The 17,842-nt window shown below is 56.3% G+C and carries 13 protein-coding genes; 4 read left to right on the top strand and 9 right to left on the bottom strand.

Annotated features, from left to right (window positions below):
• Positions 1–26: 26 nt before the first annotated feature.
• From pstA to pstS, 3 genes are all read right to left on the bottom strand, one after another.
• A complete protein-coding gene (gene pstA / locus hmeg3_RS06185; RefSeq protein WP_094566168.1) occupies positions 27–872 on the bottom strand; it encodes a phosphate ABC transporter permease PstA in 846 nt (281 codons plus the stop codon).
• 71 nt (positions 873–943) lie between these two features.
• A complete protein-coding gene (gene pstC, locus hmeg3_RS06180) occupies positions 944–1,978 on the bottom strand; it encodes a phosphate ABC transporter permease subunit PstC (RefSeq protein ID WP_369828859.1) in 1,035 nt (344 codons plus the stop codon).
• Positions 1,979–2,099: 121 nt separating this feature from the next.
• Positions 2,100–3,149, bottom strand: coding sequence for a phosphate ABC transporter substrate-binding protein PstS (gene pstS / locus hmeg3_RS06175; RefSeq protein WP_094562964.1), 1,050 nt, complete (start codon positions 3,147–3,149; stop codon positions 2,100–2,102).
• A 375-nt stretch (positions 3,150–3,524) separates the two neighbouring features.
• On the opposite strand from pstS, the gene ppk1 reads away from it, so the two are divergent.
• Together ppk1 and hmeg3_RS06165 are read left to right on the top strand one after the other, a co-directional pair.
• Positions 3,525–5,636, top strand: coding sequence for a polyphosphate kinase 1 (gene ppk1, locus hmeg3_RS06170; RefSeq protein WP_094562963.1), 2,112 nt, complete (start codon positions 3,525–3,527; stop codon positions 5,634–5,636).
• A 64-nt stretch (positions 5,637–5,700) separates the two neighbouring features.
• The gene (locus hmeg3_RS06165; protein ID WP_094562962.1) at positions 5,701–6,159 is read left to right on the top strand and encodes a histidine phosphatase family protein; all 459 of its coding nucleotides are present in this window, start codon (positions 5,701–5,703) and stop codon (positions 6,157–6,159) included.
• 121 nt (positions 6,160–6,280) lie between these two features.
• Here hmeg3_RS06165 and hmeg3_RS06160 read toward each other — a convergent pair whose 3' ends face one another.
• The 6 genes from hmeg3_RS06160 to hmeg3_RS06135 form a co-directional block, all read right to left on the bottom strand.
• Positions 6,281–8,083 carry a methyl-accepting chemotaxis protein gene (locus hmeg3_RS06160; protein WP_094562961.1) on the bottom strand — a complete coding sequence of 601 codons (1,803 nt, stop codon included), beginning with the start codon at positions 8,081–8,083 and terminating at the stop codon, positions 6,281–6,283.
• Between the two features lie 288 nt (positions 8,084–8,371).
• Positions 8,372–10,108 carry a methyl-accepting chemotaxis protein gene (locus hmeg3_RS06155; protein WP_094562960.1) on the bottom strand — a complete coding sequence of 579 codons (1,737 nt, stop codon included), beginning with the start codon at positions 10,106–10,108 and terminating at the stop codon, positions 8,372–8,374.
• A gap of 513 nt (positions 10,109–10,621) precedes the next feature.
• Positions 10,622–12,784, bottom strand: a complete 2,163-nt coding sequence (locus hmeg3_RS25175) for a methyl-accepting chemotaxis protein (protein WP_094562959.1) — start codon at positions 12,782–12,784, stop codon at positions 10,622–10,624.
• A 429-nt stretch (positions 12,785–13,213) separates the two neighbouring features.
• On the bottom strand, positions 13,214–14,251 hold the full coding sequence (locus hmeg3_RS06145) for a glycosyltransferase family 1 protein (protein ID WP_094562958.1): 1,038 nt from the start codon (positions 14,249–14,251) through the stop codon (positions 13,214–13,216).
• Complete coding sequence (locus tag hmeg3_RS06140) at positions 14,233–15,093, bottom strand: UDP-2,3-diacylglucosamine diphosphatase (protein WP_094562957.1); 861 nt, start codon at positions 15,091–15,093, stop codon at positions 14,233–14,235. The genes hmeg3_RS06145 and hmeg3_RS06140 overlap by 19 nt, the downstream gene beginning before the upstream one ends.
• A complete protein-coding gene (locus hmeg3_RS06135; RefSeq protein ID WP_094562956.1) occupies positions 15,090–15,857 on the bottom strand; it encodes a GNAT family N-acetyltransferase in 768 nt (255 codons plus the stop codon). The genes hmeg3_RS06140 and hmeg3_RS06135 overlap by 4 nt, the downstream gene beginning before the upstream one ends.
• Before the next feature lie 227 nt (positions 15,858–16,084).
• On the opposite strand from hmeg3_RS06135, the gene hmeg3_RS06130 reads away from it, so the two are divergent.
• Positions 16,085–16,825 carry an acetoacetate decarboxylase gene (locus hmeg3_RS06130; protein WP_094562955.1) on the top strand — a complete coding sequence of 247 codons (741 nt, stop codon included), beginning with the start codon at positions 16,085–16,087 and terminating at the stop codon, positions 16,823–16,825.
• A gap of 9 nt (positions 16,826–16,834) precedes the next feature.
• Entirely contained in the window at positions 16,835–17,617 is a 783-nt protein-coding gene (locus hmeg3_RS06125; protein ID WP_094562954.1) for a 3-hydroxybutyrate dehydrogenase, read from the top strand.
• The last annotated feature ends 225 nt before the right edge of the window (positions 17,618–17,842 follow it).

Here is a 17,842-nt window from a genome sequence, read left to right as displayed (position 1 = left end):
TGGATTCGCTGGGATCGCTTGTTTCTTTAGCCTGGAACGCGTTGGCTAAACATGGTTCGGGACAGGATGTTCAGGGCGAGCACGCTGAACGTGATCAGCAAGGCGCCACCCCATGCAAGTGCGACCCAGTTGTCGTAAGGACTCATGGCGAACTGGTTGATCACCACCGGCAAGTTGGCGATCGGTTGATTCATGTTGGTGCTGAAGAACTGGTTGTTGAGCGCAGTAAACAGCAGCGGCGCCGTCTCACCGGAAATACGCGCCACCGCCAGCAACACGCCCGTCACGACGCCGGCTTTGACAGCGCGCAGACGGATCATCATCGCAACTTTCCAGCGCGGCGCGCCCAGCGAGAATGCAGCTTCGCGCAGGCTGCTTGGCACCAGCTTCAACATGTTGTCGGTCGTACGCACCACCACCGGAATCGCAATCAGCGAGATGGCGAAGGTACCTGCCCAGCCGGAGAAGTGGCCGACGTTGGCGACGTAGATCGCGTAGACAAACAGACCGATGACGATCGATGGCGCCGACAGCATGATGTCGGTGACGAAACGTGTGGTTTGCGCCAGCTTGCTTTCTTCGCCGTATTCAGCCAGATAGATGCCGGCCAGAATACCGATCGGCGTACTGATCAGGGTACCGATGCCGACCATCATCAGGCTGCCGATGATCGGGTTGAGCAGACCGCCGCCGTCGCCGCCTGGCGATGGGGTGTTTTGCGTGAGCATGCCGATATTGATCGCGCTGAAGCCCTTGATCACCAGCGTCAGCAGAATCCAGGCCAGAACGATCAGGCCGGCTGCCATCGCCAGAAAAGAGAACAGCATGCCGATGCGATGTTGCAACAGACGGCGGCGATACACCGGGTTCATCGGCGAGTTAAGTTCTGGCTTGGCGTGTGCTGATTGCACTGGAGCGGTCGTTTGATTGACAGGTTGATTCATTATTTTGTACCTTCCTTGCGTGTCATTCCCATCAACATGATCTTCGCTGCGGACAACACGATGAAAGTGATCACGAACAGGATCAGACCGAGTGCGAAGAGCGACGACACGTGCAACTTCGACGAGGCTTCTGCGATTTCGTTGGCGAGCGTGGAAGCGATACTGTTGCCTGCGGCGAACAGCGACCACGACAGGCGGTGCGAGTTACCGATCACAAAAGTGACCGCCATCGTCTCACCGAGTGCGCGACCGAGGCCGAGCATGACGCCACCGACCACACCGGTCTTGGTGTAAGGCAGCACAACCTTGCGCACCACTTCCCAACGGGTACAGCCGAGGCCGTAAGCGGATTCTTTCAACACAGCCGGCACGACTTCAAACACGTCGCGCATCACGGAAGCGATGAACGGGATGATCATGACCGACAGGATCAGGCCGGCGGTCATGATGCCGATACCCATGGTCGGGCCCTGGAACAAGGCGCCGATCACCGGCAGTTGACCGATAGTCGCTTTCAAGACCGGCTGGCCGTATTCGGCAAACAGCGGTGCAAACACGAACAAACCCCACATGCCGTAGATGATGCTTGGCACGCCGGCCAGCAACTCAACTGCGGTGCCGAGCGGACGACGCAGGCGGCTCGGGCAGATTTCAGTAAGGAACAATGCGATGCCGAAGCTGACCGGAAAAGCGATCAGCAGCGCGATCAGCGAAGTAGTCAGCGTGCCGACGATGGCAATCGCTGCGCCATATTGGTCATTGACCGGATCCCACTCCACGCGCGTGATGAAGCCGGGGCCAAATTCATGGAAGGCCGGCCAGGCGCCGATAAAGAGGGAAACAATAATCCCGCCGAGCATCAGCAATACCGACAATGCGAAGATCAGCGTGACTTTATGAAAGAGGAAATCTTGAATGCGTTGCTTGCGCATCGTTGCCAACAGCTCTTCATGAGCTTGCTGCGCAGACGTATCTACGGGAGGCTTACCTAGATCGGTGTTCGACATGGTCGTGGCAGAGATGTTTGAGCTCATTGTTTTCACCATTTAGTAGCGGGCTGCGGAGACCTGCTGGTTCGCCGCAGCCCTGCCATGTTTCAGTTAGTGCACATTTGGTACGCCGCTTGGGCGTACCCGGGGCAGTACTGAATACTGATTACCAGATTGCCTTGCCGGAGCTGTCCTTGACATTGGCTTTCCAGGAATCTTCAACCAGCTTGGTGACCGATGCTGGCAGTGGCACGTAGTCCAGATCAGCAGCAGCGGCGCCGCCATTCTTGTAGGCCCAGTCGAAGAACTTCAGGACTTCCTTACCCTTGGCGCCATCGGCAGCTTGTGCCTTGTGCAGCAGGATGAAGGTTGCGCTGCTGATAGGCCAGCTGTTCTTGCCGGCTGCATCAGTGAAGTCAACGGCGAAACCTGGAGTCTTGGCCCAGTCAGCAGCAGCAGTAGCTGCCTTGAATGTCGCGTCGTCAGGCGACACGAAAGTGCCGTCCTTGTTCTTCAGCTGGGTGTAGTTCAGTTTGTTCTTCTTCACGTAAGCGTATTCGACGTAGCCGATTGCGCCCTTGACCTTTTGAACGTTGGCGGCAACACCTTCGTTACCCTTGCCACCCACGCCGACTGGCCACTTGACTGCTGTACCTGCGCCGATCTTCGACTTGAAGTCAGCATTTGCCTTCGACAGGTAGCTGGTGAACACGAACGATGTGCCCGAACCGTCGGAACGGTAGACGACAGTGATGTCTTCTGCCGGCAGCTTGACGCCTGCGTTCAGAGCAGCGATTTCAGGAGCATTCCACTTGGTGATCTTGCCCGAGTAGATGTCGCCCAACACTTGACCGGACAGCTTGACCTGGCCTGGAGTAGTGCCGTCCAAGTTGATGACCGGTACCACACCGCCGACGACTGCCGGGAATTGTGTCAGGCCGTCAGCCTCGAGTTCAGCTTGCGACAGAGGAGCATCGGATGCACCGAAATCAACAGTCTTGGCCTTGATTTGCTTGATGCCGCCACCGGAACCGATGGATTGGTAGTTCAGGCTGTTACCGGTAGCAGCCTTGTACGATTCTGCCCATTTGGCGTAAATCGGGTACGGAAACGATGCGCCTGCGCCGGTGATTTCTGCTGCATGTGCTGCTGCAGAAAAAGCGACCGTGCCGCACACTGCTACCGCAACAGATTTAAGAATGTGATGAAACCCCATGTCTTGCTCCTTTGTTTGACGAGATAGTTTGTCGAAGAACCCATTTCATAAATCGTCGTCTCAGCGATTGCTTACCCGTTCAAGCGACGTATTTATGGAATGAGTTCCAGGGACGGGGTGAACTTTAACCAGCAAATGTGACGAGTTTATGACCCGGCCTTGTCATGAAGGAAAAGGATTCCATTTCTTTCTGACAACACGTCTTAGAGGGCAAGCACTCGGAGTAGAATCGAAGTCAAAAGAATAATTTCCACGCGGAAATGCAGTGACATCAAGGCACAGAGATTTGTGACACGGCTCTTCCGGGCTTGTCATTAACTTGTCATACAGCCGCCCTACACTGCGAAAAAATTGCCAGGGATACAGGAATAACGCATGACCAGAAAAGAAAAGCCGGAAGATACTTCCCATACGGAAATCAATCCGACCGCCATTTATCTCAATCGCGAACTGTCACAATTGGCGTTCAACCGCCGTGTTCTGGCTCAGGCGGAAAACAAACAGATCCCGTTGCTCGAGCGTTTGCGCTATCTGTGCATCTGCAGCAGCAACCTCGACGAATTCTTCGAAGTGCGTATCGCCAGCCTGCTTGCCAACCGCATTGAAGGCGAACATATCGATCCGCCGGAGCTGAGCGCCGCGCTGGAACGTACCAGCATCGAATGCCACCAGATCGTTGCGCGCCAGTATGAATTGCTGAACAAGGACATCCTCCCGCAACTGGCCAACAAGGGCATCCACCTGCTGCGTCACGAAGACCGCAACGACGCGCAGCGCGCCTGGGTCAAGCAGTACTTCGAACAGAATGTGCGACCGCTGCTGACGCCGATCGGCCTCGATCCGGCTCACCCCTTCCCGCAGGTGCTGAACAAGAGTCTGAATTTCATCATCGAGCTGTCGGGCAAGGACGCCTTCGGCCGCGGCACGGCGATCGCGATCGTCAAGGCGCCCCGCGTTCTGCCGCGCGTGATCCGTCTTCCTGACGGGCTGTCGGACAAGAAAGGCATGTCGTTCTGCCTGCTGTCGTCGGTGATTCACGCGCATATTGCCGAATTATTTACAGGCCGCGAGATCACGGCTTATTCGCAGTTCCGCGTCACGCGCAATAGTGATCTGTGGGTGGATGAAGAGGAAGTTAAAAACCTGCGTCAGGCATTGCAGACCGAATTGCAAAGCCGCCAGTTCGGCGTCGGTGTGCGGTTGGAAGTCGCCAGCAATTGTCCGGAACATCTGGCGCAGTTTCTGCTGAATCAATTCTCCATCGAGCGCAACCGCCTGTATGCCGTCAAGGGTCCGGTGAATCTGGTGCGCCTGTCGGAGCTGGTCGACCTGGCGTCCGTGCCGGCGCTGCGCTTCCCGCCGTTTTCGCCAACGTTGCCGCCGCATCTGCAAAACGAAAACATCTTCGCCGTACTGAAAAAGCGCGATGTCTTGTTGCATCACCCTTTCCAGTCGTTCCAGCCGGTGGTGGATTTCATCCGCACGGCCGCACACGATCCGAATGTGGTGGCGATCAAGCAAACGATTTACCGCACCGGCATGAACTCCGATCTGATGGAGGCATTGATCCACGCCGCCCAGCGCGGCAAGGAAGTCACTGTCATCGTGGAACTGATGGCGCGCTTCGACGAAGAAGCCAATATCAACTGGGCCGTGAAACTGGAACAGGCCGGCGCGCAAGTTGTGTATGGCGTCGTCGGCTTGAAGACCCATGCCAAGATCGCACTTGTGATCCGCCGCGAAGACAATGCCCTGCATTTCTATGCCCACCTTGGCACAGGCAACTATCATCCGACCACGACCAAGTTCTATACTGACTTCGGTCTGCTGACCTCGCATCGTGAACTGACCGCCGAAGTCAACGAAGTCTTCATTCACCTGACGACGCTGACCAAGCCGCGTACATTGAACCACCTGTGGCTGGCGCCGTTTTCGCTGCAAAAAGAGATTATCCGCGCCATCCGCAATGAAGCGCTGATCGCTCGTGAAGGCCGCCCTGCCCGCATCATCGCCAAGATGAACGCACTGCTGGATGAATCGGTCATCCGCGCGTTGTATGCCGCATCGGCCGACGGCGTAAAGATCGATCTGATCGTGCGCGGCGCTTGCGCCCTGCGCCCTGGTGTCGCGGGCTTGTCGGAAAATATCCGCGTGCGCTCGGTGATCGGCCGCTATCTGGAACACTCGCGCATCTATTATTTCCGTAACGACCTCGCACATGACGTCTACTTGTCGAGTGCTGACTGGATGAACCGAAATCTGTTCCGCCGTATCGAAGTCGCCTTCCCGATTCTGGACAAGACACTGAAGAAGCGCATCATCAGCGAAGGATTGGATCCCTATCTGAAGGACAACACCAATGCGTGGCACTTGAACTGCGACGGCGTCTACGCACTCAAAAAAGCGCGTACGCGTCAGGCGGCATTCAGCGCGCAAGCCTATCTGATGAACACGCTCGGCATTTCCACGCCGCTTGTCGAAGAGTGACGAAAGAGTGACAGCACAGACGGCACGCATTGAACATCTACCAATCAACCAGAGGCAAGCTCCCATGGAACTGATTTTATGGCGTCATGCAGAAGCGGAGTTAGGCGAACCGGATGAGGGCCGCGCCCTGACCGGCAAGGGACACAAGCAGGCATGGAAAATGGCCGACTGGCTTGATCGCAATTTGCCGGAAAGTTGCCGCATTCTGGTCAGCCCGGCCACACGTACCGTGCAGACGGCTGAAGCATTGGGTCGCAAGTTCAAGATTCACGCCGACCTGGCCCCGGACAAAAGCCCGGAAGACTTGCTCGCCGCCGCCAACTGGCCCGACAGCCGGGAACCGGTGCTGATCATCGGCCATCAACCAACGTTGGGTCTGGTGGCCGCGCAACTGATCGGCGGCACGCAGCAGGAATGGTCGATCCGCAAAGCCAATGTCTGGTGGATTGCGCAACGAGAACGCGGCGATATCACCACCAACTATCTGCGAGCAGTCATGGCGCCTGATCTGATTGCCAAATAAGCGCGCGTAAAAAACCTCCCAATAAACGACGCCGGGTTGCTGATATTCTCGGCAACCCGGCGTCGTTTATTAGTTCTATGTCATGGTTGGTACGGCCATCAATGCCGCCATCCATGCAGCATCAGCTAAGCTTGAACGAACTGACCGCGCCGGCCAGGCGAATCGCTTGCTCCTGCAAGGATTGTGCTCCCGCAGCGGCTTGCTCCACGAGTGCCGCATTCTGCTGCGTGGTTTCATCCATTTGCGCGATTGCCTGATTGGTCTGGTTGATGCCCTGACTTTGCTCGCGGCTGGCAGCGCTGATTTCGGCCACGACTTCGCTCACTCGCTTGACGCTGTCGACAACTTCGCGAATCGTCGCTCCGGCTTGCTCCACCAACTCGCTGCCCCGTTCCACCTGCTCGACGGAGTCGCCAATGAGTACCTTGATTTCTTTCGCGGCGGTGGCAGAACGCTGCGCCAGGCTGCGCACTTCGGACGCCACCACGGCGAAGCCACGGCCTTGCTCACCGGCGCGCGCCGCTTCCACAGCAGCGTTCAGTGCGAGGATGTTGGTCTGGAAAGCGATGCCGTCAATCACGCTGATGATGTCGACAATCTTCTTGGATGACTCATTGATGGCGCCCATCGTGTCGACCACCTGCCCCACCATGTCGCCACCGCGGGCCGCAACGTCGGATGCAGAGGCGACCAGCAGATTGGCTTCATGCGCATTGTCGGCATTGTTCTTGACGCCGGCGGTCAGCTCTTCCATGGCCGATGCGGTCTCTTCAAGCGAACCTGCCTGCGCTTCAGTGCGCGCAGACAAGTCGCTGTTGCCGTCGGCAATCTCGCGCGAAGCCTCCTTGATCGTATCGCTGGCCCTGCGAATATCAAGCAAGGCAGCAGAAATCTTGTCGATGAACTGATTGAATGCCAAGCCGATCTGCGCCAGTTCATCCTTGCCGGTTGCGTCCAGGCGGCGTGTCAGATCGCCGTCACCGACCGCGATTTCACCCAAGGCATTGCGCACCAAAGCCAGGCGCTGCAATGCCTTGGCAATCAGCACGCTCAGCAGCAAACAGACCAGTGCCGTCACCACCAATGCCGTGACGGCCGAGGTGCCCAGCATTACCTTGAGTGGAGAAGTGGCATCAGCGCGATCGAGCACCACCACCAGCAGCCAGTCGGTGCCGGCGACTTTGGCGACGTAGAGCATGCCTTCGCGATCATTCAAACGAACCTGCTTGCTTTGACGTGTACTCTCGACTTCCGCCAGCGTCTGCACCGACAAATCCTTGTCGAGATCGGCGATCGGCTTGAGAGTCAGTTTGGTGTCGGGATGCGCGATGATCTTGCCCTTGCTGTCGACCAGAAAGGCATAGCTTGCCGTCGTCGGCTTGATCGCCACGATGGTCCGCACAACCGTGTCGAGCAACACGTCTGCCGCTGCGACTGCCTTGATCTGTCCCTTCTCGCCGATACCCTCGGCAAAGGTCACCAGCAGCCTGCCGGTACTGGCGCTGGTATAGGGCGAAGTCACGACCGGGCCTGCCACCTGCGACGCCAGCGTGTACCAGGAACGCTTGGTCGGATCATAATCCGGCGCACGCGTACGCTCCTGAGAAAAGACAGTGTGCTTGTCGGCATAACCGATGTAAGCAAGATCAAAACCGCCGGCCTGTTCCGCCGCTTTGACGAAAGGCAGCGGCTCGGCCGCATCGACAGCTTGCTTGATGGAAGTGACGACCGATTTTTTCGACGCGACCCACTCTGCAATCGTCGCAGCATGGCTGTCAGAAAGCTGGCGTGTCTGGCTATCGAGCGAGTCCAGCATACGTGACTTGCTCGTCAAAAAATTGGCGGCAATGATGGCAAGCATCGCCAGCACAACAACCGATACGCACAACGCGATCAGGCGCATTCGCAGTGTCGAAAAAAACATGTTTCTACCTTTGATAAAAATTATTGCTTGCATGTTGCAGCTCAATTGCAGAGGTGCTGCGGATGTGTTGCCAGTACGTTGCCAAGGCGTTGTCAATGCATTGCTGATGCCCTAGCGAATCTATTTCCCACAAGACATTGTCGGAGAACTTGTTAAAAAGCCCGCAGACCAAAAGGCCTGCGGGCTTTGTCTGCATTATTGCGACAGATGCAGATTAAATCAGGATTGTGACCTCGCCGTTACCGTCGTTACCGTTGTTACTTGAGGTCATGCAAGGCACGATGCATGTCAGAACTCTTCCCAGCTGCCTTCATCTTGCGCGGCGACCGCTTTTTTCGGTGCTGCAGCCGAAACCTTCTTGCGCGAAGCAATCGAGACAACTGGTTTGGCCGCAGGTTCGGCTTGCAACTCCAGCGGAGGATTGACCGTCTTCAGCATCGAAGGCACAACCGACAGAGGTGCTCCTTGCGATGCCATGACGGCGCCATCGATTTTGAATACGGCGACCGCACGCGCCAGCAAATCGGCCTGCTCTTGCAAACTTTCCGCTGCGGCAGCTGCCTGCTCCACCAGCGCGGCATTCTGCTGCGTGATCTCGTCGATCTGCGCGATAGCGCCATTGACTTCGGCGATACCGGCGCTTTGCTCTTTGCTGGCGGCGGTGATTTCACCCATGATGTCGGCGACGTGCTTCACCGACGTCACAATCTCGCTCATGGTCACACCGGCTTCATCGACCAGCTTGCCACCCGCATCGACCTTGCTGACGGAGTCGCCGATCAGGATCTTGATTTCCTTGGCGGCACTGGCAGAACGCTGTGCAAGGCTGCGCACTTCGGATGCCACCACCGCAAAGCCACGGCCTTGCTCGCCGGCACGTGCAGCTTCCACGGCAGCATTGAGTGCAAGAATATTGGTCTGGAAGGCGATACCGTCGATCACGCCGATGATGTCGACAATCTTGCTGGAGCTGGCCTTGATGGAACCCATGGTTGCCACCACATCGCCGACCACTTTGCCGCCCTTGACCGCATAGTCGGAGGCTGACATGACGAGCTGGTTGGCCTGATGCGCGTTCTCGGCGTTCTGTTTCACTGTCGACGTCAGTTGCTCCATCGAGCTGGCAGTTTCTTCCAGGCTGGAAGCCTGCGACTCGGTGCGATGGGACAAGTCGGCATTGCCCGTGGCAATCTCTTGCGAGGCGACCGCAATGATGGCGGCGCTTTGCTTGATTTCGTTGACGGTCGACGCCAGCTTGGTCTGCATTGCATTAAGCGAATGCACCAGTTGACCGGCCTCATCGTGACTCTTTTCTTCCACTATTGTGGTGAGATCGCCGCTGGCGATGGTCTCGGTGATTCTGCCGGCGCGTTGCAATGGTGCAGTAATGGTCCGGGTAATCGACCAGGTGAAAAACGCACCCAGCGCCAGTGTCACGATACCGATGATGACCATGCTGATCTGGCCCGTGTGGTAGCTTGACTGAAAGGCAACATAAGCAGTCGACATGTCGTCCTGCTGATAGCTGGCCAGAGCGCCGACGCTGGCCATCCATTTTTCATAGGATGGCAGGAAATCGCTTTTGAGTAATTGCGCCGCGTCGAAATAGTTACCACCTCCGACCATCTCGCGGATTTTTTCAACGATCGGGAACAGTACCTTTCGCTCGGACGCAGAAGATGCGAGCAAGGCCTTGCCCTTGTCAGTCGACGTCAGCTTGGTGAGTTGCCCTTCATAGCCGGCATAGGCTTGCAGGATCTTGGCCAGGCGCTGGTTTTCTTGCTGGCCTTCGGCGGCGTCGGTCGGTGTGACAACCTTGCGCAACGCGAGCGCCAGTGCGCTGCCCGATTCACGCATGTTCATCGCCGCGGTCATGCTGGCAACCTTCTGATTGATGATGTACTCGCTGCTGCTCTCCATTTCGCTCATGCGCCAGAGGCCATTGAACAAAATCGCCGCTGCGCAAAACAAGACCAGACAAAATCCCAGTGCGAGACGTGCCCCAATTTTGATGTTCGAGATCATGACCACTCAACTTCCCCTGATAAAAAACTGCCGTCCCTGAAGGTGCAACTCGCCAGACTGTTCACATCGCAGGTTAACAATCTGGAACTTTATTCATGTCATTCTCAGCAGGATTCGTGCCTGCTTTCCTATGCTTGATTGTACGTGTTCCGTACTTATTTTTCTTGTTGCAGGGCAATTAAAATCGATTGAAGAAATGAAAAAAGACGTAGCGCCAATGCGCCCACGTCTCTGTTTTGGGATGGATGGAAGTGATGTCCGTTGCACGACCGCAGAACTGTTCGCGGCAAAGTCCACTTGAGCATCTCAATCAATGATTACCCGTTGCGGCATCTTAGATAACGGCTCAAAAGTAAGCTAATGCTTTGTGCGCATGTAACTATACCTTTTTCGCATAATCACCTAAAAAGCCATGCCACGGCTCGATTGAAGGGCGCAGAAGATGACGGAATGACATCATCTCCTGCAAGACAGGCCGAAATGGTGCAAAGAACTAAGCGTATTGAAGGTCGCTTAAAACTCTTCCCATTCATTGGCATTGCCACCTGCTTCCACAGGTTTTTTAACGGACGCGGAAGCGGGCTTCGGCAAGTTTTTCGTCACCGGAGCAACCGTCTTTTTTGCCGGCGCCGGTTTGCCGGTCGCCGCCGATCGCTTCACTGCGGGTGTAGTTGCAGAGGCACGCGCAAGGGTTGGTAAAGACCGCGGTGGTGACATGCCGGGTACCGTGGATGATCCGTCCGCCGGTGTGATCTTGAACACACTGACCGCCTGCGCAAGGATGTCAGCCTGCTCCTGTAGACTCTCCGCAGCGGCAGCTGCCTGCTCTACCAACGCAGCGTTTTGCTGTGTGATTTCATCCATCTGCGTGATGGCGCGATTGACCTCTTCAATGCCAACACTTTGCTCCTGGCTGGCTGCGGTGATTTCACCCATGATGTCGGCGACATGCCTGACGGAGGTCACGATCTCGCCCATCGTCGCGCCGGCTTCGTCGACCAGCCTGCCGCCGGCGTCGACCTTGCCGACCGAATCACTGATGAGCTCCTTGATCTCTTTGGCAGCGGATGCTGAACGTTGCGCCAGGCTGCGCACTTCGCTGGCGACAACGGCGAATCCACGTCCCTGCTCGCCGGCTCGCGCCGCCTCGACCGCTGCGTTTAATGCAAGGATATTGGTCTGAAATGCGATGCCGTCGATGACGCTGATGATTTCAACGATCTTGCTTGAGCTCTCCTTGATCGAGCCCATGGTCTGCACCACACTGCCGACGACCTCGCCCCCTTTGACGGCCAGCACGGAAGCAGAAGTCACCAGAGAATTGGCCTGGCGCGCATTGTCCGCGTTTTGACGTACTGTGGAAGTCAGCTCCTCCATTGAACTGACCGTCTCCTCCAGGCTGGATGCCTGTGACTCGGTGCGACTGGACAAATCGGTATTACCCATCGCGATCTCTTTAGATGCCACATGAATCACATCGATGCTGGTGCGCACGTCCCCGACAATATTCACCAGACTGCCGGTCATGTCGTTAAGGGCATGTAGCAATTGCGCCGATTCGTCGCTGCCGACGACAACTGCACGCGATGTCAGATCGCAGGAAGCAACACGCTGCGCCATGCTCACCGACTCAGACATAGGCACCGTGATCGAACGCGAGAGCATGGTGCCGATCCAGGCAGCAAACAACGCCAGCGCGCTAATGCTTCCCAACACCCAGATTTCGTCCCGGCGCAACTGCGCAGTCTGGTGCCCCAGCGTACTCTCAAGATTGACGATAACGACATCGACGACTTTGAATTGCGCGTCGATGGCGTCGGTGAATTTGGCGAAATATTCTTGCGGAGGAAAATCCAATGCCTCCGGCTTGAGCACTTTTTCATCGGCCAGGGCGATGGCGCCCAACGCCAGCTTGCGGGCGTTATCCACAGTGCCGCCAAGACTATCTTTCAGCGTGGCATTGAGTGCAAAGGCTTGCTGAAAAAGCTTATCCGCTTGTTTCAACCGCTCTTGTCCGCGCTGGCTCGGGCGAATAATACCCAACTTGTCTTCTTGGGTCGCCACCTTTTTAGCCAATAGTGCAGACCCGCGTGCGCGCATTTTTCCAAGCTCTTCCGTCAACAAAGGAAAAGCAACGAAGGCGCCGATAATGAGCTTGGAACTATCCAGATCGGCATCAAGACTGAGTTTGAAATGGTCGAGTATCAGATCATTGATTTCAAAAAGCCTGGCGATCTGCTCACTATGCGTGACGAAGCTTTTCGGTCCGGCAACCTGCCCGGCACCGATGCCATCGCGCAAGCCGCTCCAGGTGCTGTGCACCGTCGCAAGATCTTTTTCGATGGCAGGACTGTGAAGGCCAGTCTTCTTCAATTCTTCAAACAATGTCTGGAAGGCTTTATCAACCTCTTGCGCCTTGTCCTGCCGCTGAGATCCGATACCGGCATTACCGCCGATCAAAATGGCTGACATACCACGATGCTGCTGCATCAGTTGCACGGTGCGCAACAACGCTCTCGCAGGGTTGACGCCCTTCATTTCCCGTTGCTTGTGCGCGATGATGCCTTCTGCGCTGATCAAATAGAGTGTGGTCGGAACACCGAATAAGGCCAGACCGATTACACCGAGCAACGCAAATTTCTTCCACAACTGCAGGCTTGCAAACAGATTTTTCATGCCATTCCTCCTCTTCATTTCACCAAGGCACCGCAACAACATAAGGCGCACGACATCTGCCCGGCATCAGCAGACCATCGTTACGTTTTATACCTGCTTGATGTAATTGCAACAATATTCCTGCTATTGCAAAGAATGCAAGAAACGTACCGGTAGTGATGGACAGAGGGTGTCCGGATTAGCAAGAGAGAATAGCGGGGGAAAAACGGCGCTGAACAACAGATCGCCATGTGCAGCTCCGTGGCCTGACTGCAACAGATGAGAGGCAATATCGCACCGGCAATACCGTTTCACGGCCAGCTATGAACTTAGGTTTAAGCGTAGTAGCCGCCAGCACTCTCAACAGTAAGATCACTGCCGCGGCCACACGCCGCACTAAGCGGCTCTGATGATCAGGTAGCGGAAATGAGAAGTGAGCGGGCAAACCAATCAGGCATCCACCACATCCGCCAGAGCAGCCGGTGCGACGTTACGCGCAAAGTGCAAATGCTGCAGGAACTGTTGTGTCGCAGCGTCCCACGAATAACTCATCGCATGAGTGCGTACATCGTCACGGGACAAGTGCAGTGCGTCCATGCAGGCGACATCCAGATCTTCGTGCAAGGCGCCCGAGAAACCATCGGCGACTACGTCAATCGGACCTTCCACCGGATAGGCCGCGACCGGTACGCCGCATGCCATGGCTTCAGCCAGCACCAGTCCGAACGTATCGGTACGGCTGGGAAAAACGAATACGTCGGCGCAGTTGTAATACGCGGGTAATTCATCATGCCCCTTGGCCCCGAGGAAACGAACCTGAGGATAGCGCTGCTCCAGCTCTTCACGCTGCGGGCCGTCACCGATCACCCATTTGGAACCGGGCAGATCGAGCTTGAGAAAAGCTTCGATATTTTTTTCAACGGCGACGCGGCCGACGTATAGAAATAGCGGGCGCACGATACAGGCGTGATCTTCCGCCGCCGGTTTGAAGTGTTCGGTATCCACGCCGCGGCCCCACAGCGCCACGTTGCGAAAGCCGTGCTGTTCGAGCGCGTCCTTCATCTTTGGCGTCGGCACCATGATGGCCTTGGACGGTCCGTGGAACCATCGCATCAGGCGATACGTCAGTGCCTTGGGCAACAGCTTGCGTGCACTCAGATATTCAGGAAAGCGCGTGTGGTACGCGGTGGTGAAATCCAGCTTGTTCTTAAGGCAGTAGCGGCGCGCCGCGAGGCCCATCGGACCTTCAGTCGAGATATGAATGCAGTCTGGTTTGAACGCATCCAGCGCGGCGGCGATCTTGGCATATGGCTTGTAGGCCAGCCGTATTTCGGGGTAAGTCGGGCAGGCAAATGTACGGAAATCGCGCGGCGCCAGCATGAGTACTTCGTGACCTTTATTTCGCAAGCAATTGGAAGTCGCCCGCAGGGTGTTGACTACGCCATTGACTTGGGGCTCGCCCGCGTCGCTTACGATGGCAATGCGCATAAATCTTCTACTCCGGCTAGTTTGGAACTCTTCTTCAACTGCATGATTTCGCCCCAGGTCACCAGGCGCAATTCGCCGGAAGGATCTTCGACCAGGGCCGACAGGCTTTCGACCCAATCGCCGTCATTGCAATAGGTGATACCGTTGATGTCGCGGATTTCCGGCTTATGGATGTGTCCGCAGATCACGCCGTCGAGACCCTTTTTGTGGGCTTCGGCGGCCAGTGCGTCTTCAAACGAGGTAATGTAATTGACCGCGTTCTTGACCTTGCCCTTGAGGTACTGCGACAGCGACCAATAGGGCAATCCGGCGCGCGCGCGCCAGCTGTTGAACCACTGGTTGAACTTGAGGATCATGGTGTACAGGTTGTCACCCACATAGGCCAGCCATTTGGCGCAGGCAATGACGCCGTCGAAACGGTCGCCGTGAATGACCAGCATGCGCTTGCCGTTGGCCGTTGTGTGGATCAGTTCGTCGCGGATCTTGATGCCGCCGAAGTCGAGGTCGATGAACTGACGGACGACTTCGTCGTGGTTACCCGGCACAAAGATGACATTGGTGCCCTTCTTGGCTTTCTTGAGCACCGTCTGTACTACGTTATTGTGGCTTTGTTCCCAATACCAGCGACGCTTCAACTGCCAGCCGTCGATGATGTCACCCACCAGATAGAGGGTGTCCGATTCTGTCGCACGCAAGAACTCAAGGAGTCGTTGCGCCTGGCACCCCGTCGTGCCGAGGTGCACGTCGGAGATCCAGATTGTTCTGAAACGGAGGGGATCGCGTTTCATTCCCAGAGCGGCTTCGACGCCGTCGTCATCCAGAAACTGATCGCGTGGTTTCATGCGGCTCTCGTTTCTTTCAGGTAGTGTTTGGCATACCGGCCGTCGAGCTTGGCCAGCGGTAGCAGCAGGAAAAAATCCGCCGAGTGGAAATCAGGATCCCAGGCCGGTTCACCGCACACCCATGCGCCACTGCGCAGATAGCCACGTAACAGCGGCGGCACTTGCGGCTGATGGCCGGCTTCGCGTTCCTCAATCGGAAACGCCGTATGGGGCGTGACGCTGTACTCTTGCGGCGCCATGTTGTTTTCGCGGAAGGCGTGATACAGCGCTGCGGCGTTGTGGCCGCCATCAGCCAAGCTGACGCTGGCGCAACCCATCAGATAGTCGCAACGCTCCTTGCGCATGAAATCGGCAATGCCGGCCCACAGCAACATGATGACGGCGCCACTGCGATAATCCGGATGAATGCAGGCACGGCCGGCTTCGCAGATGGAGTTGCGGATATTGTCGAGGCGGCTCAGGTCGAATTCCTGTTCCGAGTAGAATTTGCCCATGCGGCGTGCTGCATGCGGGCTCATGACGCGGTAGGTACCGACCACGCTTAATGTTTTGTTGTCGCGTACGATCAGGTGATCGCAATAGTCATCGAACTCGTCCTTGTCCAGACCTTCGGCATTGGCCAGAGCGGACAGGTTCATTGCTTCGATGAAGACTTTATAGCGCAGACGTTGTACTTCGCGCACCTCTTCCGGCGTGCTGGCGAGACTCAGTGACAGTTTGGAAAAACTCTGGTTAGCATCTGCTGGAGTGGTGAGCAGTCTCATGCATCGTCCTTTTTCAGTTGACAACGATGCAGAGCGTAACTGTCGATTGTTTCAGGCAAATGACACATGGCCATCGCATGGCAAGCCTGCAACACTGTTGGCAAGCTTTACCCCAAACGCCGGTGCTGTCAGGGTTTTGCAAGGAAATGATGTGAACTTTATAACGAACGTCTCCGTCGAACAGAAGCTGCCGATTTTTTCGGCTTACAGAAAAGGAAGCCAAAGATATGACCGAAGATGAAGTCCGTCGCAATGCTTTCGCCATGCCGCTTCACAATCCGGCATTCCCACCGGGCCCGTATCGATTCGTCGACCGTGAGTTTCTCATCATCACTTATCGGACCGATCCGGAAGCACTCAAAAAGATCATTCCCGCTCCGCTGCAGTTCGTCGAGCCTGTGGTCAAGTTCGAATTCATCAACATGCCGGATTCGACGGGCTTCGGCCACTATTGCGAATCAGGCCAGGTGATCCCGGTCACGCTCGACGGTGTCGCCGGCGGCTATGTGCACAGCATGTATCTTAATGATCATCCGCCGATTGCCGGCGGCCGCGAGCTGTGGGGATTTCCCAAAAAGCTGGGCAGTCCCGAGTTGCGGGTTCACACCGACACGCTAGTCGGCACACTCGACTACAGCGACTTTCGCATTGCCACAGGCACGATGGGATTCAAGCATCGCGCGCTTGATCCTGAGACCGTCAAGAAGTCGTTGTCAACGCCCAGCTTTCTGCTGAAAATCATTCCCCACGTCGACGGCACACCGCGCATCTGCGAACTGGTACAGTACAGTCTGTCCGACATCACCATCAAGGGCGCCTGGACCGGTCCCGGCGCACTGGATCTGCATCCGCATGCGCTGGCGCCCGTCGCCGACCTGCCCGTACTGGAAATCATATCGGCTGTACATATTTTGTCTGACCTGACCTTGCCTCTGGGCACGGTCGCTTTTGATTATCTTGCTAAATAAAGGAACGTCATGCAACTCAAAGATAAAGTCGCCCTGATCACAGGCGCAGCCAGCGGTATCGGCAAGGAAATCGCCATTGAATACGCCAAGGCAGGCGCCAAGGTCGTCATCGCCGATCTGGCGCTCGACGCCGCCAAAGCAGCTGCAGAAGAAATCAACAAGAGCGGCGGCACCGCCATGGCCGTCGCCATGAACGTGGTCGACGAAGCACAAGTCGACAAGGGTATCGCAGATGCCGTCGCCGCCTACGGCACGCTCGACATCCTGATCAGCAATGCAGGCATCCAGATTATCGCCCCGATCGTCGACAGCACGCTGGACAACTGGCGCAAGATGCTGGCGATCCACCTCGACGGCGCCTACCTGACCACCCGCGCCGCGATGCGTGCAATGATCAAAGCCGGCAACGGCGGCTCGATCATCTATATGGGTTCAGTGCACTCGCACGAAGCCTCGCCGCTGAAGGCTCCGTACGTCACTGCCAAACACGGCCTGATCGGTCTGGCCAAGGTCGTTGCCAAAGAAGGCGCCAAGGACAAGATCCGTTCCAACGTGATCTGTCCGGGCTTTGTACGCACCCCGCTGGTGGAGAAGCAGATTCCTGAGCAAGCCAAGGAGTTGAACATCAGCGAAGAAGATGTGATCAAGAAGGTGATGTTGAAGGATACGGTTGACGGTGAGTTCACGACGACCGCGGATGTGGCGCAGACGGCGGTGTTTTTGGCGGCGTTTCCGACGAATGCATTGACCGGTCAATCGGTGGTGGTTAGCCATGGGTGGTTTATGCAGTAAGCATTGCGAGCGCTTGTCGCTTGGGATGCAAAAAGCCGCCTGTTTGGGCGGCTTTTTTATGGTCGGTATTTGTTTTGTTCCGGCTTGGTGTTTGTTGTTACTGATGCGGTTCTTTCTTCGATCAGCCTCGTTTTGCCGGGGGCGGCCCGGCGAAGGGTTGATCGGAGAAAGAACAGCATGCATCAACGCACAACGAGCAAGTCGGAACAAAACACAAACAACAAA

This window comes from Herbaspirillum sp. meg3 (genome assembly GCF_002257565.1).
In the GTDB taxonomy this organism is placed as follows: Bacteria; Pseudomonadota; Gammaproteobacteria; order Burkholderiales; family Burkholderiaceae_D; genus Herbaspirillum.
This window is presented reverse-complemented; position numbering and strand designations above follow the sequence as displayed.